This is a genomic window from Dyella sp. BiH032 (assembly GCF_031954525.1).
Classification (GTDB): domain Bacteria; phylum Pseudomonadota; class Gammaproteobacteria; order Xanthomonadales; family Rhodanobacteraceae; genus Dyella_D.
Genome location: NZ_CP134867.1, coordinates 2,630,968 through 2,655,870 on the forward strand (window position 1 = coordinate 2,630,968; position 24,903 = coordinate 2,655,870).

Here is a 24,903-nt window from a genome sequence, read left to right on the forward strand (position 1 = left end):
TGCGGTTTTTTTTCTCGCCTCAGTACCTCACTTCTCCTTCTCCCTCCGGGGAGAAGGCGGGATGAGGGGCGGGTGCTCGCGGTGACGTCCGAATGTGCGCACCCACAAAAAAAAGATGGCCGCTCTACGCGGCCATCTTCTCTCCTCCCCATATCGCCTCCTACTAATGCCGACTCTCCTGCGTCGTCCCGAACGTCCCTGCGCCGGCAGTGGTGCTGCGCAGATCGTCGTCCCGCTGATCGGCAGGAATCTCCACGCGAATGCGGTTCTCCACATCCTTCACCCCGAAACAGCGGTCGGCGCAGTCTTCCGCCAGGTGCTTCATGTAGCGCGCGGGTACGGTGCCCTTGAGCGTGACGATGCCGCCCTGGACGCCCACCTCGATCTCGCTGGCATCAATATGCGGGTCTTCGGAAAGGCGTTCGCTGACGTCTTCGGTGATGCGCTGGTCGGAGCGCTGATAACCCTTCGGGCCTTTGCGGTAGTGGCTGGGGCCGGCGCCGTAGTCGTGGCCGTAGGGATAGCGTTCGCCCATGAACTCGGTGGGGCTGCGGGCGTACTGGCGGCGGCCGTAGTCGGCCTGGTAGTCGCGGTGTTGCGGATCGTTCCAGGATGGACCGCCCCAGGACGCGCCGCCGGACGGTGAGCCGTAGCCCTGGCCGAGCTGACGTTCGCCATGGTCGCGGCGCACACCGTAAGGGCCCTGCAGGCGGCCTTCGCGGTCGGAGCCGTAGCCGGCGAAGCCGCGCGGATATTCGTCGCGTGGGCGGTTGCCCCATTCGCCGCCGCGATCGAAGCCGCCGTAGCCGTAGCCGGTGGTATCGCTGGCGAAGGTATTGCGATAGCCGCCGTGTTGGGGGCCGGCTTCGTCCCAGGCGGGCGGCAGGTAATCGTCGTCGATGTCGCCGTAGCCTTCGCTGGTGGCCGGGAGGTAATCGTTGCGGCCGGCATGGCGTTCGCGGCCGCCGTAGGCGCTTTGTTGCTGGCCGTAGCGGCGATGGTCCTCGAGCCAGGAGCCTTGCGGGCCCTGCTGCGGTCCTTGGCCGCCGCCGGGGCGATATCCGCGCGCGCCGCCGCCGCGCTGGCCATACAGGCCTCCGTCGTCGTGCCCATAGCCAGGCCCCTGGTCGCGTTGGCCCTGGCCGTAGTCGCCGCGTTGGCGGCGGTAGGGATCGTTGTAACGCTGGTTCATGACGTTCTACTCCGTGGCGGGCGCTCGCGCGCCCGCTCAACCGTGGTCGGACAGCGGATCAGCCGCCGCTGCGGCCGCCGGGTGCGCCGGTGGTGGGCGGCGTATTCGATGGCGGCGAGGTACGCGGCGTTTCCTGCATGGTGTTCGGCGGGCTGCTCTGCGGCTGGCCGCTGGAGCGGCTCTCCTGGCGCAGATCCCTTGCCATCTGCAGGTGGTTCTTCAGCACCGGGAGGGTTTGCGTGGCGAACTGCTTGACGTCGGGGTCTTTCGCGCCAGTGGAAGCCTTGGTGAACAGCTGGACCGCTGCCTGGTGGTCCTTGACCATGGCCTGCGCGTAGGCGTGGTCGAAAGCGTCGCCGTCGAGCTTCTGCAGCTTGTCCATCTTCTGCTTGGCCTTCGCGTCGGGCTCCGGCGCCACGGTGATCTGCTTTTGACGGGCGAGGGCGACGAGCTGCTCGTTCGCCTTGGTGTGGTCGTCGACGATGTGCTGTGCCAGCTGTTTGGTCTGCGCGGAGCTGGATTTCTGCAAGGCCAGCTGGCCGAGCGCGACTTCGGCGGTGCCGTCGGCGGCGGCATGGGTGAGGAAGGTCTGATCGACCGAACTGGCGCTGGCGCCCGCGGCCGTCTGGCCCGACGGGGAAGTCTGGGCGGCCACGGGGCAGGCGACCGCGACTGCGGTCGCCGCGAGGGCCGTGAAGAACAGGGTGCGTTTATGCATGGCGCTCTCCGATCCGTTGTGGGAAGAGATGGTCGGGGCGGAGGCGGTCCTCAGGAGGGCTGCGACTGGCGTTGCGTTCTCAGGCGCCGGCCGCCGATGCGGCCGATGGCTGCCATGTGCTCGCGGTTCTCGCTGACCGCCTTGCCACCCTTGTGGCCCGCGAGGCGGGCTTCTTCGCTGGTGAACTCGTGCGCGCTGCCGCGCGCGTGCGCCGTGCGCCCGCCCAGCGATGACACCTGGCGCTGCCGCTGGGGATCCATCCGCGCGAAACCGCGAAGAGGCGCTGCTTGTCCTGCCGTCTCTTTGGAGGTCATGGGCTTCTCTCTCTTGTATGTCGAGGGGGATGGCGCACACCGCTGTTGCCGGTTGCGCGCCTGGGTCGTCGCAACATCCGTGCCATTCGGCGGAATGGCGCAGCGGCGCCATCCGTGGCTTCGACGATCCGCCATGCGACCTTTGCGCAGCGCAAATTTTTCGTCAGCGTGAAAGAACTACATGCGCATGCCGTGCGCTGCGCACACGCACAGGCCAGCCGCGTCGCTGAACAGCAGCCGCACGCACGCATCCGCTTGACGTACCGTCGACCCGTTGTCGACAGCATGCGGCCTACACCGACAAACACTTTTTCGTTTCGCGGAGGAAACGCCATGCCCGAGGAAAAAACCCGCAAAGCCGCGGCGCGGGACAAACGCCAGGGCAAAGCACCCAGCACGCAGGCCGGCGAGTACGTGCACGAGGAGATCGAGCACGTGCGCGAGGGCAAGCATGGCGCCCGCTCAGCCAAGCAGGCCATCGCCATCGGCCTGTCCAAGGCGCGTCGCGCGGGCGTAAAGGCGCCGGTGAAGAAATCGGCAAGCAAATCCACGCGCAAGAAGGCCGCCCAGGACGAGCGCGCGGCGCGGCACCCGCACAAGAAGTCGACACGACGCTCGCGTGCCACCGCCGGCGCGCTGAAGCGCGAAGGTCATTCGGCGGCATCGAGCAAGTCGCTGTCCAAGCAGGGCAAGCGCGCGGCGTCGAAGCGCACGTCGTCCTCGCGTTCGGCGGCGGCGAAGAAGGCGGCGCGCACCAAGGGCGCGGCGGGGCGTTCGACGGCCGCGAAGAAGGCGGCACGGACGCGCAGTGCGTCGAGCCGTTCGGCGGCGGCGAAGAAAGCCGCGCGGACACGTAGCGCCGGTCGGTCGACGTCCAAGAAGACGGCGAGCAGGAAGGCGGCGACCAGAAAGACGGCGAGCAAGCGCACGGCCGCGCGGAAGGCGCCGCGGAAGCGGAGTGCTTCGGGGCGGTCGGCGGCGGCGAAGAAGGGGGCGCGGAGGCGGGCTGGATGATGTTGGGGTGGTTCTGGGTTTCGCGCGGGGCGCGAGGGGGGCGCGTCCCGCGGAGGCGAGGGCCTCTCGCTTTCGCATGCCGCGGGGCTTACCTGCCTTCGGTAGGTTGGGGGGAGTCTGCGAACCCCAACGGGCGCTGAGGGTTGCCTCGTCCTCTTCATGTCGCCTCATGGCCAGCCTTGTCTCGCCCCGTGCGGGGCGAGGGTTTCGCTCTCCTGCCGGAGAGCGAGTTACTTCTTCTTTGCTTGCCCAATCCCCTCAAGGGGGACCTCGAGAAGAAGTAACCAAGAAGAAAGGGGCCCCTGCGCGGCGCCCTCCGGTGGCCTTCGCCACCTCCGGGTGCGTTGAGGGCTGGCCGGGCTTTTCGATCGGGCATCCCTGCCCGAATCGAAAAGGCGGGGACGTCCTGTCCCCGCCCGCCTGCGGCGGCCTGATCGTCCAGCCCTCACCGCCGCGAAGGGAACCCGGGAGATCAAGAGCGCGACGGAGCGTCGCTTCGCTCGCTCTTGTTTTTGCTTTTGCTTTGCCTCGGTACCGCACTTCTCCTTCTCCCCTCCGGGGAGAAGGCGGGATGAGGGGTGGGGGCTTGCCAGAACGCTCGTCCATGCGCCAGTCACCCCGGGCACCCTCCGCGAAATCCCCCGGCCAGCCCATCCAGCCACCCCCATTTCAATTTCCTCCCCCCGGAACGTCTAGGCTGTTCTTACGGACAAATCACGCGCACGACTGCATGACTGCCTATCGCCCACCACATGCCGGCCTTCCCCATGGATAGCCCGGATCTTCACGCCGCTCCGCCGGATCCGGCCGCGGGGGCGGGGGATCGGGCGGGGCAGGTTGCGGCGTTGTTCCGGGAGCACAACCGGGCCCTGGTCGCGTTTCTCCAGGCGCGGCTCAACTCGCGTTCGGATGCGCAGGAGCTGGCCCAGGAGGTGTACGTGCGGATGCTGGCGATGAAGGACCCCGATCCGATCGCCTCGCCGCGCGCGCTGTTGTTCCGGATCGCCGCCAACCTCGCGGTGGACCGGCTGCGCATGCGCACAGTGCGGGCCAATGCGCCGGTGGACGGGCCGGAAGAGGACTGGTTCGCGCAGCCCATTCCCGAGCAGCACGCCTCGGCGCTTCAACAGTGGAGGGAAGTGCGCGCGGCGCTGCGCGAGCTTCCCGCCAAGACCAGCAAGGCTTTCGTGATGCACGTGATCGAGGGGCGCGACTTCGGCGCCATCGCCCAGACCATGAAACTCAGCGAGCGCATGGTGCGCTACCACGTCAGCAACGCGCTGGCGCATTGCCGCGCGCGCATCCAGTTCACGGAGACGCCATGATGGGCACGACATTCACCGGCGCCGACGAGCGCGCGAACGTGGCGGCCGCCCAGTGGTGGACGCGGCTGCGCGCGGAAGACCCTTCCGACACCACCATCGAGCAATGGCTGGCCTGGATGGACGAGGACGAGCGCCACGCGCAGGCCTTCGAGGAAGTCAGCCGGCTGGGCCAGCGCCTGGGGCAGACGGATGTCCATGCCCGCGAAGCGTTCGTGGCCGAGTTCGTGCGCACCGCCGAGCGGCGCGTGCGCTGGCCGCTGTGGCTGGGCGCGGTGGCCGCATCGCTGCTGATCGTGGCACTGGCGGGGCGGATGCTGGACGGCCTGCATCGACCGGCCGCGCAGGAATACGCCAGCGCCGTGGGCCAGGACCGCGAGCTGGACCTGCCCGACGGCACCCGTGTCGCCCTGGGCGGCGCGTCGGCCATCGTCGCGCGCTATGCAGGCGACCTGCGCAAGATCGAGCTGCGCGACGGCGAGGCGTTCTTCACCGTCACGCACGAGTCGCGGCCGTTCGAGGTGGCCGCGGGGCCGGTGCTGATCCGCGACCTCGGCACCGCCTTCAACGTGCGCCGCACCGGCGACCGTGTGGCAGTGGCCGTCACCGAGGGCCGGGTGCGGGTGACGCCGCCGGACGGGCGGGATGCGCTGGAGGCGGCGGCCGGGCAGCAGGTGCTGTACGACCCCGCCGCGGGCCTGCGCATCGGGCCGATCGCGCTGGACGACGCCACCGCCTGGCGCGGTCGTCGCCTGGAGTTCGTCAACGAACCGCTTTCCGTGGTGATCGCCAACATCAACCGCTACAGCCGGCGACCGGTGCAGATCGCCGATGCGGGCGTGGGTGAGCTGACGTTCACCGGCACGGTGCGCGTGGATGCCATCGACCGCTGGGTGGAGGCCTTGCCGCGCGTGTTTCCGGTACGGGTGAGCGCGTTCGGCGACCACGTGGTGCTGTCCAGCGCCAGCCGCCAGTGACCGGAGGCTGGGGGCGGGTAGTGGGGGCGAGAGTCCGCGGCACGGCCCGGGTCTGGCGAGGCCGCGACCGCGCTTTCGCTGCAACCCCGCAGGCGGAAGGGCCCGACGGCATGCCCCCGCTACCCGCCCCCAGCCTCCGGCCTTCACTTTCGCGGCCTTGGTGTCGGCCCCGAGCCATGCCAGACTCCGGCCTTTAGGGTTTTGACGTCGGGGGATTCCACACCGCATGGTTCGGCGCGCGTTTTCATGGTTCGGCGGCAGCTTCGCGCTGTCGCTCGCCATCGCCGGCGCATGGGCCGATCCGGCGCCCCCAAGGGGCATGGTGGGGATCACGGTGGATTTCGCGATTCCCGCGCAGCCGCTTTCCAGCGGGCTGATCGCCTTCGGCAAGCAGGCCAACGTGCAGGTGCTCACCGCCGGCGAGGCCATTGCCGACCTGCGCACCGAAGGCGCCATCGGCGCGCTGACGCTGGAACAGGGCATGGCCGCGCTGCTGCGCGGCACCGGCCTGGAGTACGAGCGCTTCGATGCCGGCACCGTGGTGATCAAGCGCAGTGCCCTGCCGCCGTCGGCCGGCTACTACCGCAGCAGCCTGCTGGCGGCCAAGCCCAGCGTGCCGATCGTCGCCTCGCTCGCGGCGATCCAGGTGCAGGGCACCGCGCTGGGCGACGTGGGCTATACGGCTGGCGGCACCCGCGCCGCCACCCGCACCGACACGCCGCTGGCGAAGGTGCCGCAAGCGGTGAGCATCGTCACGCGCGACCTGATGGACACGCAGCAGGCGGTGACCGTGGCCGACGCCGTGCGCAACGTGGCGGGCGTGCAGTACATGGACGGCTTCGATGGCCCCGCGCTGTTCCGCATCCGCGGCTTCAATGCCGGCAACGGCATGACCGACGGCATGCCCAACGGCGTGGCGCGCACCGAGGACCTGCCGCCGCTGATCGGCATCGAGCGCATCGAAGTGCTGAAGGGGCCGGAGGCGATCCTCGGCGATGCCTCGGTGAACAACAACTTCGGCGGCCTGGTGAACGTGGTGATGAAGCGGCCGCAGAGCGAGCCGGTGCGCCAGCTCAGCTGGTCGCTCGGCCGCTACGACGGCGCGCGCCTGGGCCTGGACCTGGCCGGCGCAATGGGCGAAGGCAGCGGCTGGACCTATCGCCTGGTCGCCGCCGGCAATCATGCCGACCGCAGCGCGCAGGGTTACCGCGGGCAGCGCAGCGCGTACTTCGCGCCCTCGGTCGGCTGGGAGCGCGACGCCACCCGTTTCACGCTCGGCTACGAGAACGTCATCAACCGCGTGCCGGGACCGGACCACACCGTGCTCCTGGGCGACACGCTGGCCACCATGTCGCCCTATGGCATCCTGGCGGGCAATCCCGGCGATCATTCGACCTATCGCACGCATCGCGCGGTCTACACGCTGGAGCAGGGGCTGGACAGCCGCTGGACCTTCCGCAGCCGCGGCCAGTACGTGCAGCAGCGCACCAGCGGCCAGGGCTGGTCGCTGACCGACGGCTACCTGAGCGGCGACGTCGACGCGACCGCGCGCAGCTTCCGTTACTCCGATGCGTTCTACACCTTGCAGAACGACCTGACCGGCGTGTTCGAGCAGGGCGACGTCTCGCACACAGTGGTGCTGGGCGTCGACTACGCGCGCACCAAAGCCGGGCGCGATCGCCAGCGCGACACGCTGAAGGTCGGCGCATCGCAGTCGTACAACCTGTTCGCCGACGCCGCGCTGCCGTCCGCGCGCGTGAGCACGGACGAGGCCACGATCGTGCAGACGCTCGGCGGCGGCGCCTGGACCACCGAGACGGGCTTGTTCCTGCAGGACCAGATGGCCCTCGGCGAGCGCTGGGACCTGCTGCTCGCGCTGCGCCGTACCTCGTACGAGCTGTCGACGTCGTGGGCCGACGGCAGCCCGCGCCGGCTGCGCAAGCACCAATGGGTGCCGAAGGCCGGCGTGCTCTACAAGCTCGCGCCCGCGGTGGCGCTTTATGCCAACCACACCACCGGCTTCCAGGCCAATTCGTTGCTCGGGGAGAACGGGCAGCCGCTGCCGCCGGCGAAGTCGCGGCAATGGGAAGCCGGCACGCGCATCGACCTGTTCCAGCAGCGCGCGCGCCTCAACGTCGCCTGGTACCGCATCACGCTGGACCACAGCGTCGACTACATCTCTCCGGAGCCGCCGTATTTCGCGACGCCCGGCCCCGGCCAGACCAATCACGGCGTGGAAGTGGAGTTCGCCGGCCAGATCACGCGCGGCCTCGAAGGCGTGCTCAATTACACCAACGCCAGCATCCGCAACGACGACGGCACCCAGCCCGTCGCCGCACCCAGGCAGCTGCTCAGCGCCTGGGCCAGCTATCGCTTCCAGCGCGGGCCGCTGCAATCCTGGGGCGTCGCCGCCGGCATCGCCGCGCGCAGCCGCAGCGTCGGCCGCCTGCAGGGCGGCGGCTACTTCGACATTCCCGGCCAGGCCAGCGTCGACGCCAACGTCACCTACTACGGCGATGCCTGGCGCCTCACCCTCGGGGTGAAGAACCTCCTCGACCGCACCCTCTACGCCATCAACGCCGACCAGAGCTTCGTGCCGGTGCGGCAGGGGCGGATGGCGATGGTGACGGGGGTGTACGACTTCTGAGCCTCACGCCAGCGCGCGAGGCCCCAGGCCGGCCGCGGGGGCGGCTTCGCGCGCCGCGCGCCGGACGCTTTCCGCCGAAGGCGATGGTGCCGGCGCCGTCGGCACCCGCCAATCCATCGCCCGCAGGAATACCGCACGGGCCTCGTCAAGGAATTGTTCGCGCCGGCGGCGCGCCGCGCGGTGCTTGCTGGGCAGGGTGCGGATGGGGCGGCGGGCGCCGAAGCGGGGGAGTTCGTAGAAGCCGTCTTCGCCGGGAACGCCGCCGTTCTCGCGCCAGAAGGCATCGTAGTCGGCGTGGATCTGCGCGGCGAACGGGTGCGCCGCCTTGGCCACGCCGCGCAGGCGTTCGATGCCGTACAGGCGGGCGAGCACGCGGACGAGGGTGAGCAGCAGGGTCTTCGGGCGCACGCCGTGGCTGCCCCGGGTGAAGGCGCGGATCGGGTTGCGCCCCAGGAACGACCAGGCGCCCTGGATCGCGCCGATCAGCAGGCCTTCCTCGCCGCCGAAGGTGAAGCTGCAGGAGGACAGCACCTCCTTGTCGTTGCTGACCAGGTAAAGGCCCAGTTCGCCCATGGCGCGCACCGCGGGCTTGCGCAGGTGCAGGTGCACGGGCGTGCCGTCGCGCAGGCGCAAAGTGCCGATGCGCACGTCGTGCCCGCGCAGCAGCTTGTCGCGCAGGCGCGGCGGAAAGCGTTCCAGCAGGAAGCGGTAATGGGCCTGCAGCAGGCGCATGCGGGCGTCCGGCCCGAGCTCGCGCGACATGAAGGGCCGGTGCCAGCGGCCGTACAGGCCGGGATCGGCGCGGACCGCCTGGCGCATGGCCTCGGCGCCGTCCAGAAAACGCAGCCAGTTCAGCTGGCGGGGGAGATGGGCCAGGCTATGGCGGGCATAGTGCGCGTAGCCGCGCAGCTGGCGAAGATTCGGGGCATGGCCCAGGTCCCATCGCCCGCGGAAGGATTGCAACAGCAATACCCCGCCCGCCCGCGGTGCCACCGCGTCGGCAACGCCGTCCATCCACCCTTCGCTTACTGCTGCCTTCATGACGATTCCAGTCCAAAGCCGCTTGAACGGAAACCAAGACGGGCGAGGGCGGAATTTTTGAAATCCCGGGTGAAGGCGCCGTCAAAACGCCACTTTGAGTTGGCATCGCAAAAGTTTGCCGGCCGGGGCGTTCCGCTGCGGGAATCAGGCTTGCCGCGCCTGCTCAGGCATCCCAGCTCACATCGTCGTCGAAGGCGAGGTTGTCGGCCGGCTCCCCGGTGATCGCTTCGCGCAGGGGCGTCATCTGGCGATTCACTTCGTGGCACCAGTGCTCCATGGATTCGCTGAGCACGCGGGCACGGGCTTGCGCTTCGACTTCATCCAGCGGGGTGACGATGGCCTCGTAGATCGCAGTGAGTTCTTCGAGGGAAACGAGCGTGCCGGCGACGCGGTGGTAATCGCCCAGGCGTGCATGCAGCTGTTCCAGGCTGCGGTACAACGGGGCCGGGAAGTCGCCGGGGAGACCGGTGAGGAGCGCGTTGAGCTCGCCCAGGTCGAAGCTGATCAGCGGGGCGTGGACGAGGGCGGGCGTGGGAGAAGACATGGCGGGCTCCGGCGGGGTGGCCTATGTTCGCGCGTGCGGAGTGAGAGGGAAACACTCATTGGGGACTTGGCTTGCGTGCCGCTGCGGCTTCACCGCGCCGTAGGCCCCCGAATCCGAACCCGAGTGCCTGTGGGTCACTGTGCCTCGCGCCGGTTCCTCGCGCGCAGCAGGCATAGCGTGCGCGGCGGCAACAGCATGGGGCTGGGGCTGTCGTAGCGGCTGCCTTCCTGCAGGGTGGTGTCGGTGGACAGCAGCAGGCGCCAGTCCTCCACCTCGTCCATGCCCGGCAGGTGGAAATGCAGGGGCTGCTCGCCGCCGTGCACGATCAGCAGCAGGCTCACGTCGTCGCCCATGCGCCGGATGCCGGTGGGGCTGGCGCGGCCGTCCAGCAGCATGCCGAGCGTGCGGTTGGCGGGGTCGTTCCAGTGCTCTTCCTCCATGGGTTCGCCGCCGGGCGTAAGCCAGGTGACATCGCGCACGCCGAACAGCTCGTCCGGCTCGCCGGTGAGGAAGCGGTTGCGGCGCAGCAGGGTGTAGCGCTTGCGCAGCGAGACGAGCTTGCGCACGAAGCGCACCAGGTCCTCGTTGGCGGTCGGGCCGCGCCAGTCCAGCCAGGCCAGTTCGTTGTCCTGGCAATAGGCGTTGTTGTTGCCCTGCTGCGTGCGGGCGAACTCGTCGCCGGCCAGCAGCATCGGCGTGCCGCGCGACAACAGCAGGGAGGCGAGCAGGTTGCGGCATTGCTTGGCGCGCAGTTCATTGATCGCTTCGTCGTCGGTCTGGCCTTCCACGCCGTAGTTGGCGCTGAGGTTGTGGTCCGAGCCGTCGCGGTTGTCTTCGCCGTTCGCTTCGTTGTGCTTGCTTTCGTAGCTGACCAGGTCGGCCAGGGTGAAGCCATCGTGTGCGGTCACGAAGTTGACCGAGGCATACGGCCGCCGGCCGCGCCGGTCGAACAGGTCGGCCGAGCCGGTGAGGCGTGTGGCCAGTTCGCCGACGAGTCCCTCGTCGCCGCGCCAGAAGCCGCGCACAGTGTCGCGGAACTTGTCGTTCCATTCGGCCCAGCCGGGCGGAAAGCCGCCGGTCTGGTAGCCGCCGGGGCCCAGGTCCCACGGTTCGGCGATCAGCTTGACGCGGCTGAGCACCGGGTCCTGCCCGCAGGCGTCGAGGAAGCCGCCGCCCTGGTCGAAGCCGTGCCATTCGCGGCCCAGGATGGTGGCCAGGTCGAAACGGAAGCCGTCCACGCGCATGTCGCGCGCCCAGTAGCGCAGCGAATCGGTGACCAGTTGCAACGGGCGCGGATGGCTGAGGTTGAGCGTGTTGCCGGTGCCGGTGTCGTTGATGTAATGCCGCGGATCGTCCGCCAGGCGGTAGTAGCTGCGGTTGTCGATGCCGCGCAGCGACAGCGTCGGCCCCAGCTCGTTGCCTTCGGCCGTGTGGTTGTAGACCACGTCCAGCAGCACCTCCAGCCCGGCGTCGTGGAAGTGCGAGACCATCGACTTGAACTCGTCGATGCTATGGGTGGCCAGATAGCGCGGATGCGGCGCGAAGAAGGCCAGCGTGTTGTAGCCCCAGTAGTTGCGCAGGCCCTTGTCCAGCAGGTGCCGGTCGTCGACGAAGGCGTGCACGGGCAGCAGTTCCACCGCGGTGACGCCGAGCGAACGGATGTAGTCGATCACTTCCTGCGAAGCGAGCCCCGCGCAGCTGCCGCGCCGCTCCGGTGGCACGCCGGGATGGCGCATGGTGTAGCCACGGACGTGGGCTTCGTAGATGACCGTGTTTTCCCACGGCACGCGCGGCGCGCGGTGGCGGCCCCAGGTGAAGGCGGGATCGATCACGCGCGCCTTCGGCACGTAGGGTGCGCTGTCGCGCGTATCGAACGACAGGTCGCGATCGCGGTGGCCGAGGGTGTAGCCGAACACGGCGTCGTTCCACACCAGCTCGCCGACGATGTGCTTGGCGTAGGGATCGACCAGCAGCTTGTTCGGATTGAAGCGATGGCCTTCGTCCGGCTCGTAGGGGCCGTGCACGCGGTAGCCGTAGATCTGGCCGGGGCGCGCGTCGGGCAGGTAGCCGTGCCATACCTCGTCGGTGTACTCGGGCAGAGCGATGCGCTCGGTCTCCTTGCCGTCGCGGTCGAACAGGCACAGCTCCACCTTGGTGGCATGCGCCGAGAACAGCGCGAAGTTGACGCCCAGCCCGTCCCAGGTGGCGCCGAGCGGATAGGGCAGGCCTTCGCGCACGCGCGATGGCCGGCGGGCGGGATGCGGGGCCGCGTCGCGCGGATCGACGGGAGGCACGGGACGCGCCTCCTCAGGCGGCGCCGTCTTCGTGTCCACCGCTGTCCTCGGCTTCCACCAGCCGGGTCGCCGCGTACCAGTGGCGCTGCTCCTGGCCGGAGGGACAGCCTTCGGCCTCCCAGATGTGGTGGGCCAGCTCGCGGATGCGCTGCTCGCGCTCGCCGCTGCCGTCCTGCCCGCGCATAGGCTCCTTATTCGATGAATCGCTGCTCGATGGGTCGCTCATGTCGCCTCCTCGTCCTGCGCGTACAGCACCGCCACCGGCAGTTGCGCGAACAGCGCCGAGCACAGCCAGTCGGATGCCTCGCCGGGCATCGCGCGCCGTCCGCCCAGCATGTCCAGGAAGCCGCGCGGCGGCGGGTCTTCAGGACGCAGTCTGCCGTCGCCCCAGTGTTCTTCCGGTATGCGTGGCGTGGACATTCCGCGCAGCCAGCCGGAACACAGATGCGGTACGGCGACGATCAGGCGATGACCGTGGCAGTGCCGCTCGAACGCCAGTACCCGTTCGCGCGCGGCGCCATCGACCGCCACCGCCCGATAGCCGCCTTCGCTGAACAGCGCTGGCGCATGCCGGCGCAGGCAGAGCAGCCGTCCCAGCAACCATTGCTTGATGGCTCCGTCACGGAACCTTTCCAGCATGGCGGAAACGGCCGCGTTGGAGGCCAGCGCATCGCCGCGCGCGGCGTAGTCGACGGGACGGCGGTTGTCGGGGTCGACCAGCGACTGGTCCCAGAACTCCGTGCCCTGGTACAGGTCCGGCAGGCCGGGCATGGTGTTGCGCAAGACCAGGGCGGCCAGCCCCTTGGCAGCGCCGGGCGCGTCGAGTTCGCGCGCGGTCGCGGCGATCTCGCGCAAGGTGGCGGCGAGCGCGGGCGATTCGAACAGCGCGCGCAGCAGCGTTTGCGCGGCGCGTTCATAGGTTTCGTCCGGCGCGGTCCAGCTGGTGTGCAGGCGGGCTTCGCGCAGGGCTTTCATCCACCAGCCGTAGAGACGGTCGCGATAGGCGGACAGCGCGTCGGCCTGGCCGGTGTCCAACCCCAGCGGCCACGCCGCCACCAGGGTCTGCAGCAGCATCGAGAGATCGGCAGCGTCGATGCTGGCATGCGCCTGCAGGGTGCGGATCCAGGCATCGGCGCGCAGCGTCCATTCGTCCGCCAGCTCGCTGAGCACGGCCAGCCGGGCGCGCGTGTCCTCGCCGCGTTTGTGGTCGTGCGTGGCGGTGGCGTTGAGGCTGTGTGGGTGTTGCTCCGCGCGGCGCCGCATGGCGGCGTGGAAGGCATCGACGTCCAGCGCGAACCGTGCCGGGTCGCTGCCGACTTCGTTGCGGGACAGCAGCACGCCGTAGCGATAGCCGGCCGTGTCTTCCACCGCTTTCGCGCACAGCGGCGCGGCCAATTGCTCGAAGCGCTGGCGCGCCATCTTCAGGGCGACGCCGGCCGGGCCCGGCATGGTCGCGGGCACGCGTTCGAGCAGTTGCCGGCGCAGCCATTCGCGGGCGGGTCGGTCGTCGGCGCGGCCGTCGCGCGCGGCCAGCTCGAACGCCTCGGCGAGCGCGTCGCGTTCCGCCGCGGTGGCCGTGGCCGCGCCGAGGTAGCTGCGGTACACCGGCAGGCGCGCCAGCACGCTGTACAGCGCGCGCGCCAGTGCGGCGGGTGGCAGGTCGCCGTCTTCCGGTTGCGTGGTGAGGTAGGCCTCCCACTGGCGCAGGCAGCGGACGAAATCGCTGCGCAGGCCGTAGCGCAGCCACAGCCGCCGGGCGCGGCGTTCTTCACGGCGGAAGTCCGGCGCGCGGCCCGTGCAGGCCTGCCAGTGGCGGGCGAGCGCGGCGCGTCCGCGCGGGTCGTGCTGCACGGCGCCGATGGCATCCATCGCGTCATAGCCGGTGGTGCCTTCCACCGGCCAGTCGCGCGGCAGCCTTTCATCGGCGGCGAGGATCTTCTCCACGTACAGGCGCACGGCGGGCGCCGGCCGCCCGGAACGCGCGGCCGCCTCGTCCATCGCCGCGCGCAGGCGCCGCAGGTAGAGCCGCGGATTGGCGATGCCGTCGACGTGGTCTATCCGCAGCCCGTCCACCCAGCCGCGCGCGATCAGCGCCAGGGGCAGGGCATGCACGGCGTCGAAGGCTTCCTCGTGGTCCATGTCCAGCGCGACCAGCGTGTCGATGTCGAAGAAGCGCCGGTAATTGACCACGTCCGCGGAGCTGCGCCACCACGCGGGCCGGTAATGCTGCAGTTCCAGGAGCCGTCGCATCACGTTCGGCGGCAGCGGAAGATCCAGCGGCAGCGCCAGGCCGCGCAGGAAGTCGAGCGAGCCATCGGCCAGCGGCAGGCGCAGTTCGCCGTAGGCCAGCTCGGTGTCGGGCTCGCCGGCGCGCGTGAGCGTCAGTCCGCCTTCGGCCAGGACTTCGGACAGCGGCTTGGCCAGCACCGGCAGCCAGATGCGTCCCTCGGTCTCGGGCGAGCCCCAGTCGACATCGAACCAGGCGGCGTGGCGGCTGTCGCGGCCGCGCCGCAGCACGTCACGCCACCACGGATTCTCGGTGGAGGCGGCCATGTGATTGGGCACGATGTCGAGCAGCAGGCCCATGTCGTGCGCGCGCAGGGCGGTGACCAAGGCTTCCAGCGCGTCTTCGCCGCCGAGCGCGGAACTGACGCGAGTGGGATCGACCACGTCGTAGCCATGCGTGGAGCCCGTGCAGGCCTGCGCGATCGGCGAGAGATAAAGGTGGCTGACGCCCAGCGATGCGTAGTAGGGCACCTGCGCTGCGGCGGCGCGCAGGTCGAAGCCCTCGTGCAGTTGCAGGCGGGCGGTGGCGGTCCAGGGTTTCATGCCAGGCTCCGTTCGCGTGCGAACCAGTCCAGCGCTTCGCGCAGGCGCACGCCCTGCCAGCGCAGGCGGCGACGCCAATTGGGGTGTTCGTGCACGGTTCCCGGTACGTTGGGCGGTTCGCGGCGCTCCAGCACGTCTTCCAATGGAAGCAGCACGAGCGGTGACGCGGCGCGCAAGGTGAGGCGCAAGGCGTTGCGGACCGGCGCATCGCGCCGCCCGGCCGCGCGGTCGAGCGCGCGCGCGTCGCGCCTTCGCTCGGCGAGGGCGCGGCGGTGGGCGAGCGGCGGCCACTGCTGCGCGCGCGCCAGCACGTCCAGGTCCACGCCTTCGCGCCAGCCGGTGAGCGGCGGCAGGTCGTGCGTGGTGCTCATCGCCACGGCCGCTTCGCGCCAGTGTGCCGGATCGGTGAAGCCGCCCTGCGCGTCGCGCGTAAACAGCAGTACGTCCAGGCCGAGTACGCCGTGGCGCGCCAGCGTATGGCGCAGGCCGGCCGGCACCGTGCCGAGGTCTTCGCCGATCACCACGCAACGGTGCCGCCAGGATTCCAGCGCGAGCAGGCCCAGCAGCTCGCGCAGCGGATAGCGCACATAGCCGCCCTCGCTCGCGGGCAGGCCGGCCGGCACCAGCCACGCGCGCGACCAGCCCAGGATGTGGTCGATACGCACGCCGCCGCCGCGCGCCATCATCGCGCGCAGCAATTCGATGAAGGGCCGGAAGCCGCTGCGGCGCAGGCCTTGCGGCGCGTAGGCCGCCAATCCCCAGGCCTGGCCCTGGGCGTTGAACGCGTCGGGCGGCGCGCCGAGTTGCGCGCCTTCGACCAGCAGGTCGCGGTATTGCCAGGCCTCGCTGCCGCCGGGCAGGAAGCCCACCGCGAGATCCCAGATCAGGCCCATGCGCTGTCCGGCCTGGCGCGCCTGCTGCTGCGCGTGCTCCCAGCAGGCGGCGGCCAGCCATTGCAGGAAGCCCTCGAACGCGACGCGCGGCGGATGCGAGCGTGCAAAGGCGCGCACGGCGGCTTCCACACCGCGTGGTTCGCGCCACGTGCGCCAGTCCGTGTCGCCGCCTTGTTCGGCCTGCCATTGCTGATAGGTGGCGAAGGCGGCGTGCATGCGCAATGCGGGGCCGCCGCGACGCATGAAGCGGCGTAGCGCGTCGATGGCCGGCGCGCGTTCGCCATGCCGTTCGAACAGTTGCCAGTACACGCGCCGGCGCAGCGCGTACTGCGCCCGCCAGTCGATCAGACGGGCGCGCTCGGCGCGTTGCCATGCCTCCGCGGCACCGGCGTGGCGGATGGTATCGCGCAGGGCGTCCTCGCCGAACACGATCGCCGGGTCGGTCTGCATCCAGTCCAGCCAGGCGCGGTGCGAGGGCGCATAGGGGCTGTGGCCGGCGACGACGGGCGCGGATGCGTGCAGCGGACTGATGGCCAGCGCGTCGCCGCCGGCGGCACCCACCTGCGCGGCGAGCTCGCTTACGGCGCGGCTGTCGCCCAGGCCGCCGTCGCCCTGGCGCTTCAGGCCATAGACCTGCGCGGCGATGCCCCAGAGACGCGGCGTGCCGCCGACCGCATCGTGCAGGCCGAAGCAGCGCGGCGGCGCGACCGCGAGCATGACGTCGCGCGCGCCGCGGCGCCATGTGTAATAGCCGGGTTGCGCGGGAGCCCTGCCATCCGGCAACGGCACGCGGTCACCGCGTTCGTCCAGCGCATGCCGTGCGCCGTGCGCGGGCAGCGGCGCGCGTGGCGCGAGCACGAAGCACGATGCGTCTTGCTCCTGTTCCGGCGGAAGCGCGTGAAGCAGCCCTTCGAGCGTGCGGGCGGAAAGCCGCTGCGCGTTGCCCTGCGCATCGGTCCAGCGGACGAGGATGCCCCTGCGGGCGGCGCGGCCGGGCAGGGTGTCACGCATGGCCGGGCCCGTGCCAGGCGCCGAAGCTGGCCGGCGGCAGGCCGGCGACGGGCGCGCTGTCGCCGGGTGCTTCCCAATGCAGGCAACGTCCGTCCGCCGGTGCTTCGAAGCGCACCGCGCGTTCGCCGACGTTGAAGGCCAGCGTCCAGCGCGAGCCATCGGCCAGCACCCAGCGCGCGGCGAGCGCGGCATCGCCCAGCCGCTCGCAGCCGAGCGGGCGGCAGGGTTCGAGCCGCGGCACCAGCTCGCGTGCGCGCAGCTCCAGCAGTCCGCGGAACCACCGCCGTGCCGCCTGTGCGTGCGCGGCGTCTTCTTCGCGCGGTATCGAGGCCTCGAACGTAGCGCGCGCGTTGGGGTCGGGAATGCGCGCGCGCCGCTCCGGCGAGGCGAAGGCACTGAAGGCGGCGAATTCCGCGCGCCGGCCTTCGCGTACCTTCGCCGCCAGTTCCGCGGGATGGCTGGTGAAGTAGAGGAAGGGCGTGGCGCAAGCCCATTCGTCGCCCATGAAGAACAGCGGCACCATCGGACACAGCGCGACCAGCGCCATCGCGGCGCGCCAGCGCGCCTCGGGCACCAGTGCGACCAGCCGTTCGCCCAGGGCGCGATTGCCGACCTGATCGTGGTTCTGCAGAAACAGCACGAAAGCGGTCGGCGGCAGGTCCCCGCTGGGCTGGCCGCGCCGGCGTCCATGCCGGTCGCGCTGGCCCTGGAAGGCGAAACCTTCGGCCAGCACGCGCGCGAGGCGGCCGAGCGGGTCCTGCGCGTAGTCGCCGTAATAGCCTTCGCGCTCGCCGGTCAGCAGCACGTGCAGGGCGTTGTGGCCGTCGTCGTTCCACTGCGCGCGCGCGATGCCGCGCAGGAACGCGGCGGTATTGCGCTCGTTCTCCAGCACCAGGTGCACGTGGCGGTCGGCAGGCAGGCGCTCGCGCACGGCCTGCGCCAGCTGCTTGAGGAAGGCGGGCGAGGCGATCGCATGCACGGCATCCAGGCGCAGGCCGTCCATGCGGAATTCGTCCAGCCACATCAGCGCGTTGTCGATGAAGAAGCGGCGCACCTGCGCACGGCGGAAGTCGATCGCCGGCCCCCATGGCGTGGCCTGGTCGGCGCGGAAGAACCAGGGCGCGTAGTCGTTGAGGCGGTTGCCGTGCGGGCCGAAGTGGTTGTAGACGACATCGAGGAAGACCATCAAACCCAGTTCGTGCGCTTCGTCCACCAGCGCTTTCAGCGCGTCGGCACCGCCGTAGGAGGCCTCCGGCGCGTAGGGCAGCACGCCGTCGTAACCCCAATTGCGGTCGCCAGGAAATTCGGCGACCGGCATCAGCTCGATTGCGGTATAGCCGGCCTCGCGGATGGCCGCCAGGCGCCGGCGCACGCCCTCGAAACCGCCGAGGCAGCCGGCATGCAGTTCGCAGATGACGGCCTCCTTCCACGGCCGGCCGCTCCAGTCGGGATGTCGCCACGGATAGCCGGGATCCACCACCATGCTGGCTCCCTCCACGTCGCCCTGCTGCTGGCGCGAGGCCGGGTCCGGCACCTCGGCCTGGCCGTCGATGCGGTAGCGATATGCCGTGCCCGCGGGCACGTCCAGCACGCGCTCGAACTCGCCGTGCGGACGCGGGCGCATGGCATACGCGTCCGCGCCGATCAGCACCTCGACGCGCTGCGCGGCCGGCGCCCACAGGCGGAAGCGCACGCCGCGCTCGGTGAGGATGGCGCCGTAGCGGCAGGCCTGCGCGGGCATGTCACTCGCCCTCGGCGCGCAGGATCAACGTAGCCAGCGGCGGCAGCAGCAGCGACAGCGAGTCGGCGTAGCCATGGCTGGGCACTGGCTCGGTGTGCAGCAGGCCGCCGTTGCCGAGGTTGCTGCCGCCGTAGATGGCGGCGTCGGTGTTGCACAGCTCGCGCCAGGTACCCGCGTGCGGCACGCCGATGCGGTAGTCCTGCCGCGGCACCGGCGTGAAGTTGCACACCGCCAGCACCGGCGGCGCCTGGTGCTGGCCGAAGCGCAGGAAGGCGTAGACCGACTGCGCGGCGTCGTCGACGATGACCCACGAGAACCCACGCGGATGGTCGTCGTTTTCGTGCAGCGCGGGCTCGGCCACCATCAGGCGGTTGAGGTCCGCCACCAGGCGGCGCATGCCTTCGTGCAGCGGGTATTGCAGCAGGTTCCAGTCCAGCGCGCCGTCGTGGTCCCACTCCCACGGACTGGCGAACTCGCTGCCCATGAACAGCAGTTTCTTGCCCGGGTGCGCCCACATGAAACCGAAGTACGCGCGCAGATTGGCGAAGCGCTGCCATTCGTCGCCCGGCATGCGCGCCAGCAGCGAGCCTTTGCCATGCACCACTTCGTCGTGGGAAAGGGCGAGGATGAAGCGCTCGGCGAAGGCGTAGGTCATGCCGAACGTCAGCTCGTGGTGATGGTGCCGCCGGTGGATCGGGTCGCGCCGCAGATAGCCCAGCGTGTCGTGCATCCAGCCCATGTTCCATTTGTACGAGAAGCCCAGGCCGCCGTCGTTGGCGCTGCCGGTGACGCCGGGCCAGGCAGTGGATTCCTCGGCGATCACCATCGCGCCGGGACATTGCTCCGCGACGCGGCGATTGAGATGGCGCAGGAAGGCGACCGCCTCCAGGTTCTCGCGGCCGCCGCGGTGGTTGGGAATCCATTCGCCCTCGCGGCGGCTGTAGTCGCGGTAGAGCATGCTGGCCACCGCATCCACGCGCAGGCCGTCGATGTGGAAGCGTTCCAGCCATTCCAGCGCGTTGCCCACCAGGAACTGGGCCACTTCGCGGCGGCCGTAGTTGTAGATCAGCGTGTGCCAGTCGCGATGGAAGCCTTCGCGCGGATCGGCATGCTCGTACAGCGCGGTGCCGTCGAAGCGTTGCAGGCCATGGGCATCGTCGGGGAAGTGCGCGGCGACCCAGTCCACGATCACGCCGAGGCCGGCGACGTGGCAGGAGTCGACGAAGCGTGCGAAATCGTCCGGCCCGCCCATGCGCGCGGTGGGCGCGTACAGTCCCACCGGCTGGTAGCCCCACGACCCGCCGAAAGGATGCTCGCTCACCGGCAGCAGCTCGATGTGGGTGAAGCCCAGTTCCTGCACGTAGGGAATCAGCTCGCGCGCCAGCCGTGCCCAGTCGTAGGGCACGCCGTCTTCCGCCCGCCGCCACGATGCCGCGTGCACTTCGTAGATCGACAGCGGCGCGTCGCGCCGGGCGTGCTGCGTGCGGCGCTCCATCCAGTGCGCGTCGTGCCATTTCACGCGCGGCGGCGCGGCCACTATCGAAGCCGAGGCGGGCGGATGTTCCATCTGCCGTGCGTATGGGTCGGCCTTCAGCGGCAAGAGGCGTCCGTGGCGGTCGAGCAGCTCATACTTGTAGCGCGCGCCGGGTTTGACGCCGGGCAGGAAAATCTCCCACACGCCCGCAACGTGGCGGCAGCGCATCGGGTGCCTGCGCCCGTCCCAGCCGTTGAAATCGCCGACCACCGAGACGCGCCGTGCGTTGGGCGCCCACACGGCGAAGCGCACGCCTTCCACGCCATCCAGGTTCAAGGGATGCGCACCCAGCAGCTCGGCGGGACGCAGCAGCCTGCCGCGGTGGAACTGGTCCAGCAGCGACTCGTCCAGCAGCGGCCCGAATGCGTAGGGATCGGCCGCGATCTGTTCGCCGGCGGGCCAGCGCAGGCGGATCCGGTAGTCCGGCGGAAGCTCACGGCCGCGCGCGACGAACATCCCTTCCAAAGGCACGCCTTCCGCAGGCGTGCTTTCCGCGAACACCTGTTCCGCACGCGCCCAGATGGGGCCATCTGCGTGCAGCACCTCCACGGCGAGCGCGCCGGGCGCGCAGACGCGCACCGCCCACAGATCGCCTTCGCGATGCGGGCCCAGCCAGGCGAACGGATCATGGTGGCGGCCCTCCGCCAGCAAGGCCCCGGCACGGGCATCTTCGCGCCTGTCGGCGTGGCGCTGTTCGGCGTGCCGCCGATCTTCCTCGCGCTGTCTTTCTCGGTCAGGTCCTCCTGGCGTGGCGGCGGTACCGGTCGGCTGTTCCATGGGCTCACGCCGCCGCGACGCGGCGCGGCATCGCCGATGCATAGAGCGAGGCATAGGCGCGGGCGGAACGGCCCCAGTCGTGCCTCTGCAACATCGCCGCCCGCCGCATGGCCGCCAGCAGGCGCGGTTCCTCGTGAATGCGGAAGGCGCGCTGCAAAGCGCTGCGCAAGCCGGCCACGCTCGGTTCGTGGAACAGCAGCCCGGTGACGCCGTCTTCCACCGTATCCAGCAGGCCGCCGGTGGCATAGGCGATGGGCAGGCTGCCGTAGGCCTGCGCATACATCTGGCTCAGTCCGCAGGGTTCGAAGCGCGATGGCATCAGCAGGAAGTCCGAGCCGGCGAACATGCGCCGCGCCAGCGCCTCGCGGAAACCGATATGCGCCGCGACCTGGCCGGGGAAGCGCCGCGCCAGCCGCGCGACTTCGCGCTCCATGCCCGGGTCGCCGCAGCCGATCATGGCCAGCTGGCCGCCGGCGGCGACGATCTGCGGGGCCGCCTCGCACACCATGTCCACGCCTTTCTGATGCACCAGCCGCGCGACCATGGCGAACAGCGGACCGCGGCTCTCGCGCAGGCCGAGTTCGACGCGAACGCGCTGCGCGGTGTCCGCACGTGCTTCGGTGCGATGCGCGGTGAAGGGCGCGGGCAGCGCGGGATCGGTGGACGGGTTCCAGCTGTCGTCGATGCCGTTGAGGATGCCGGTCAGCCGTCCCTGCGCGGCCTTTTTCTGCAGCAACAGGTGCAGGCCCATGCCGTGCGCGCCTTCGGTGATTTCGCGCGCATAGCTTTCGCTGACCGTGCTGAGGTGGTCGGCATGCGCGATGCCGGCGCGGAGGAACGATAATTGGCCATGGGCCTCGACCTCCGGCGCGCGCGGGGGGATGCCCAGCAGGCTGCGCAGCGCCAGCGGGAAATAGCCCTGGTAGGCGAGGTTGTGCAGGGTCAGCACGCTAGGCACCGGGCGCCGCGTCCATTGCGCGTACGCGGCCGCCAGGGCGGTGGGCCAATCGTTGAGATGCAGCAGTTCGGGGCGCCACGCCAGGTGCGCCTCGCCGGCGGCGATCTGCGCGGCGGCCATCGACAGCGTGGCGAAGCGCAACGCGTTGTCGCTCCAGTCGGCGCCGACCGGACTGACGTAGGGCGAGCCGGGGCGCTCGAACAGAGCCGGCTGCCGCAGCACATAGATGGTCAGCCCGTCCTCGGTCTGCAGGCGGCCGATTTCGGAGGCGGGCATGCCTGCATAGGCTTCGGTGCGGCCTTCCCAGACGATCGCGCGCGCCTTGTCCAGCACGCTGGGATAGGCCGGCAGCAGCACGCGGATGTCGAGCATGGAGCGCAGCGCGCGCGGCAGTGCGGCGGCGACGTCGCCGAGGCCGCCGGTCTTGACGAAGTCGGTCATCTCGGTGGTCACGAACAGCACGCGCGGCAGCGCCGCGGGCGTGCCGATGCGCGCCGGGCGAACGTGCCGATGGCGATCGGCGAGCACGCGTCGTGCCAGCGGTTCGCCGTGGCGGTGGGAGGACAGGGAATCCTTGTGCTGGGTTGGCATGGCGCTTTTATCTCGCATAGGACGTCGCGGCCGCTCCGCACGGACGGCCGGGTGCCGGGGGATGAACCGGGTTATCGGTATCGGAAGGCGCGGGCGCAAACACGTCCGGCAGGCTCAGGCTAGGCAAGCTTCGATCAAGCACGCGTGTAGCGCAGCCATGCGTTTCGTGAAAGCTACTGCTACTCGACATGGACTCTCCGTCGTGCCGTTCCGCACGCGCGCCGCACAGTCCGGCGCGCCGCCAGGCTCGTGGGCGGAGTATGGAAAAGCCGCGGAGTGGCGCACCGTGAACCGCGCATGGATCAGGCTGTTGACGCGGTGCAATGCGTCGTCCGCGCACAGCATGCGCGACGCCCGCGCCCGCGCATGTCACGCCGTCATCACCCGGCCATGCATACCCTTTGCCTCGTTCGGCACGTCCCGATGGTTTTTGGCATCAGCCAATGCCGGCTGCTGACGACAGGAACGCCGAGCGACCGCGAGATTATCGGGTGCCGCGAAAACGGCGCATTGACCCTTGTCTTGCGCGTGTCCGTGGCTATGCTGCCGGGACGCATGAGATGCGAACCCAGCGGCGGCCGCATGCCCCTTGCCCAAGAGAACAAGTACACACTGCTAGTGGAATCCGTCATCGATTACGCCATGTACACGCTGGGGGCCGACGGATCGGTACTCAGCTGGAACAAGGGGGCGGAACACTGCGCTGGCTATGGTGTCGAGGAGGTCATCGGCGCCGGCTTCGAGATGTTCTTCGTGCCCGACGACCGCGCCGTGAACTTGCCTGCCGGCCTGCTCGCCGAAGCGGATGCGCGTGGCCGGCACGTGGCCGAGTGCTGGCAGCTGCGCAAGGACGGCCAGCGCTTCTGGGCACACGTGACGATCGATCAGGTCGTCCGTGCCGACGGTGAGCATGCCGGCTACGCCGTGCTCACGCGCGACCTCACGGAGCGCAGGCGCGCGGAAGAGGACCTGCGGCGCAGCGAGGAACAGTTCCGCATCCTGATCCAGGGCGTGACCGACTACGCGATCTACCTGCTCGATCCCGAGGGCAACGTTTCCAGCTGGAATCTCGGCGCGCAGCGCATCAAGGGCTATGCGCCGCGCGAGATCATCGGCAAGCATTTCTCCACGTTCTATACCGACGAAGACCGCGCGCAAGGCCTGCCCGCCAAGGGGCTCGCCACCGCCGCGCGGCTGGGCCGCTTCGAGAACGAAGGCTGGCGCGTGCGCAAGGACGGCAGCCGGTTCTGGGCGCACATCGTCATCGACCGCATCCTGGACGACCACGGGCACCACATCGGTTTCGCCAAGATCACCCGCGACATCACCGCCAAGCGTGAAGCGGAGCAGGAACTGGCGCAGACGCGCGAGGCACTGTTCCACGCGCAGAAGATGGAGTCCGTGGGCCAGCTGACCGGTGGCGTCGCGCACGATTTCAACAATCTGTTGATGGCGATCATCGGTAACCTGGAATTGCTCTCCAAGCGGTTCCAGGACGACCCGCAGGCACTGGTGCTGCTCAAGAACGCGCTGGCCGGCGCCGAGCGGGGCGCCTCGCTCACCAAGCGCATGCTCGCGTTCGCGCGACGGCAGGAGCTGCGGCCCACGCCGCTAGACGTGCGTCCGCTGGTGCGCAACATCGCCGGGTTGATGGAGCGCTCGCTGGGCTCGGTGATCGGCATCGACATGGCGTTTCCGCTGTCGCTGGAGCGCGTGCTGGTCGACGGCAACCAGCTCGAGCTGGCGCTGCTCAACCTGGTCATGAACGCGCGCGATGCCATGCCGGACGGGGGGCGCATCCGCATCGCCGCGCAATCGGTGCAGGTGAACGAGCGGCACGCGATCGGCCTGCCCGAAGGCCGCTATGTCTGCCTGTCGGTGAGCGACGAAGGGCACGGCATGGACGAAGCGACCCTGGAGCGCGCGACCGAGCCGTTCTTCACCACCAAGGGCGTGGGCAAGGGCACCGGCCTCGGTCTGTCGATGGTGCATGGCCTGGCCGAGCAATCGGGCGGACGGCTGGTGCTCAAGAGTGACGTCGGCCAGGGCACCCGTGCGGAGATCTGGCTGCCGACGGCGCCTTCGGAGCAGCGCGCCGAGCACGCGCCCTCGGCGATGAGCGAGCCTTCGCGCCACGGCCAGCTGCGCGTGATGCTGGTGGACGACGATCCCCTGATCCTCGCCACCACCTCGGCGGTGCTGGAGGATATCGGCCATCTCACCTACGAGATGTCGTCGGCGAATGAAGCGCTGGAGGCCTTGTTCGGCGGCGTGGAAGTGGACCTGCTGATCACCGACCAGATGATGCCGGGCGTGCAGGGCCACCAGCTGATCGCGCAGGTGCACGCGCAGTGGCCGCAGGTGCCGGCGATCCTGGCCTCCGGTTATACGGAGACGCCCAAGGAACTCTCGGAGCAGGTGGTGCGCCTGTCCAAGCCGTACACCCGCGCGGAACTGATGCACGCCATCGACAAGGCGGTGCTGATGCACATCTCCGCCTAGCCGC

General features: G+C 70.0%; 16 protein-coding genes and 1 pseudogene. 5 read left to right on the forward strand and 12 right to left on the reverse strand.

Annotation, left to right across the window (positions count from 1 at the left end; all coding sequences use genetic code 11):
• Positions 1 to 163 precede the first annotated feature (163 nt).
• The 3 genes from RKE25_RS11870 to RKE25_RS11880 are packed head-to-tail and all read right to left on the reverse strand — an operon-like array spanning position 164 to position 2,224.
• On the reverse strand, positions 164 to 1,192 hold the full coding sequence (locus RKE25_RS11870) for a BON domain-containing protein (RefSeq protein WP_311838309.1): 1,029 nt from the start codon (positions 1,190 to 1,192) through the stop codon (positions 164 to 166).
• A gap of 58 nt (positions 1,193 to 1,250) precedes the next feature.
• Positions 1,251 to 1,910 (reverse strand): DUF4142 domain-containing protein, encoded by a 660-nt coding sequence (locus tag RKE25_RS11875; RefSeq protein WP_311838310.1) that lies wholly within the window; start codon positions 1,908 to 1,910, stop codon positions 1,251 to 1,253.
• Between the two features lie 50 nt (positions 1,911 to 1,960).
• Positions 1,961 to 2,224 (reverse strand): stress-induced protein, encoded by a 264-nt coding sequence (locus RKE25_RS11880; protein WP_311838311.1) that lies wholly within the window; start codon positions 2,222 to 2,224, stop codon positions 1,961 to 1,963.
• 333 nt (positions 2,225 to 2,557) lie between these two features.
• On the opposite strand from RKE25_RS11880, the pseudogene RKE25_RS11885 reads away from it, so the two are divergent.
• From RKE25_RS11885 to RKE25_RS11900, 4 genes and pseudogenes are all read left to right on the forward strand, one after another.
• Positions 2,558 to 3,031: pseudogene (locus RKE25_RS11885) on the forward strand (DUF6496 domain-containing protein); the annotation flags it as partial.
• A gap of 974 nt (positions 3,032 to 4,005) precedes the next feature.
• On the forward strand, positions 4,006 to 4,563 hold the full coding sequence (locus RKE25_RS11890) for a sigma-70 family RNA polymerase sigma factor (protein ID WP_311838312.1): 558 nt from the start codon (positions 4,006 to 4,008) through the stop codon (positions 4,561 to 4,563).
• On the forward strand, positions 4,560 to 5,537 hold the full coding sequence (locus tag RKE25_RS11895) for a FecR domain-containing protein (protein WP_311838313.1): 978 nt from the start codon (positions 4,560 to 4,562) through the stop codon (positions 5,535 to 5,537). The genes RKE25_RS11890 and RKE25_RS11895 overlap by 4 nt, the downstream gene beginning before the upstream one ends.
• Before the next feature lie 226 nt (positions 5,538 to 5,763).
• The gene (locus RKE25_RS11900) at positions 5,764 to 8,184 is read left to right on the forward strand and encodes a TonB-dependent receptor (protein ID WP_311838314.1); all 2,421 of its coding nucleotides are present in this window, start codon (positions 5,764 to 5,766) and stop codon (positions 8,182 to 8,184) included.
• Between the two features lie 3 nt (positions 8,185 to 8,187).
• On the opposite strand, the gene RKE25_RS11905 is transcribed toward RKE25_RS11900, so the two are convergent.
• The 9 genes from RKE25_RS11905 to glgA form a co-directional block, all read right to left on the reverse strand.
• The gene (locus tag RKE25_RS11905) at positions 8,188 to 9,225 is read right to left on the reverse strand and encodes a DUF535 family protein (protein WP_311838315.1); all 1,038 of its coding nucleotides are present in this window, start codon (positions 9,223 to 9,225) and stop codon (positions 8,188 to 8,190) included.
• Positions 9,226 to 9,388: 163 nt separating this feature from the next.
• The gene (locus tag RKE25_RS11910; RefSeq protein ID WP_311838316.1) at positions 9,389 to 9,769 is read right to left on the reverse strand and encodes a hypothetical protein; all 381 of its coding nucleotides are present in this window, start codon (positions 9,767 to 9,769) and stop codon (positions 9,389 to 9,391) included.
• A gap of 134 nt (positions 9,770 to 9,903) precedes the next feature.
• On the reverse strand, positions 9,904 to 12,102 hold the full coding sequence (glgX, locus tag RKE25_RS11915; RefSeq protein ID WP_311838317.1) for a glycogen debranching protein GlgX: 2,199 nt from the start codon (positions 12,100 to 12,102) through the stop codon (positions 9,904 to 9,906).
• Positions 12,077 to 12,247 carry a DUF2934 domain-containing protein gene (locus RKE25_RS11920; RefSeq protein ID WP_311842383.1) on the reverse strand — a complete coding sequence of 57 codons (171 nt, stop codon included), beginning with the start codon at positions 12,245 to 12,247 and terminating at the stop codon, positions 12,077 to 12,079. Before RKE25_RS11920 ends, glgX begins: the two co-directional genes overlap by 26 nt.
• Positions 12,248 to 12,285: 38 nt before the next feature.
• The gene (gene treY, locus RKE25_RS11925) at positions 12,286 to 14,892 is read right to left on the reverse strand and encodes a malto-oligosyltrehalose synthase (RefSeq protein ID WP_311838318.1); all 2,607 of its coding nucleotides are present in this window, start codon (positions 14,890 to 14,892) and stop codon (positions 12,286 to 12,288) included.
• The gene (malQ, locus tag RKE25_RS11930) at positions 14,889 to 16,796 is read right to left on the reverse strand and encodes a 4-alpha-glucanotransferase (protein WP_311838319.1); all 1,908 of its coding nucleotides are present in this window, start codon (positions 16,794 to 16,796) and stop codon (positions 14,889 to 14,891) included. The genes treY and malQ overlap by 4 nt, the downstream gene beginning before the upstream one ends.
• Entirely contained in the window at positions 16,789 to 18,537 is a 1,749-nt protein-coding gene (treZ, locus tag RKE25_RS11935) for a malto-oligosyltrehalose trehalohydrolase (RefSeq protein WP_311838320.1), read from the reverse strand. Before treZ ends, malQ begins: the two co-directional genes overlap by 8 nt.
• Before the next feature lies 1 nt (position 18,538).
• A complete protein-coding gene (gene glgB, locus RKE25_RS11940; protein WP_311838321.1) occupies positions 18,539 to 20,848 on the reverse strand; it encodes a 1,4-alpha-glucan branching protein GlgB in 2,310 nt (769 codons plus the stop codon).
• A 4-nt stretch (positions 20,849 to 20,852) separates the two neighbouring features.
• A complete protein-coding gene (gene glgA, locus RKE25_RS11945) occupies positions 20,853 to 22,397 on the reverse strand; it encodes a glycogen synthase GlgA (protein ID WP_311838322.1) in 1,545 nt (514 codons plus the stop codon).
• Positions 22,398 to 22,979: 582 nt separating this feature from the next.
• Here glgA and RKE25_RS11950 point away from each other — a divergent pair.
• A complete protein-coding gene (locus RKE25_RS11950) occupies positions 22,980 to 24,899 on the forward strand; it encodes a PAS domain S-box protein (protein ID WP_311838323.1) in 1,920 nt (639 codons plus the stop codon).
• Positions 24,900 to 24,903 lie beyond the last annotated feature (4 nt).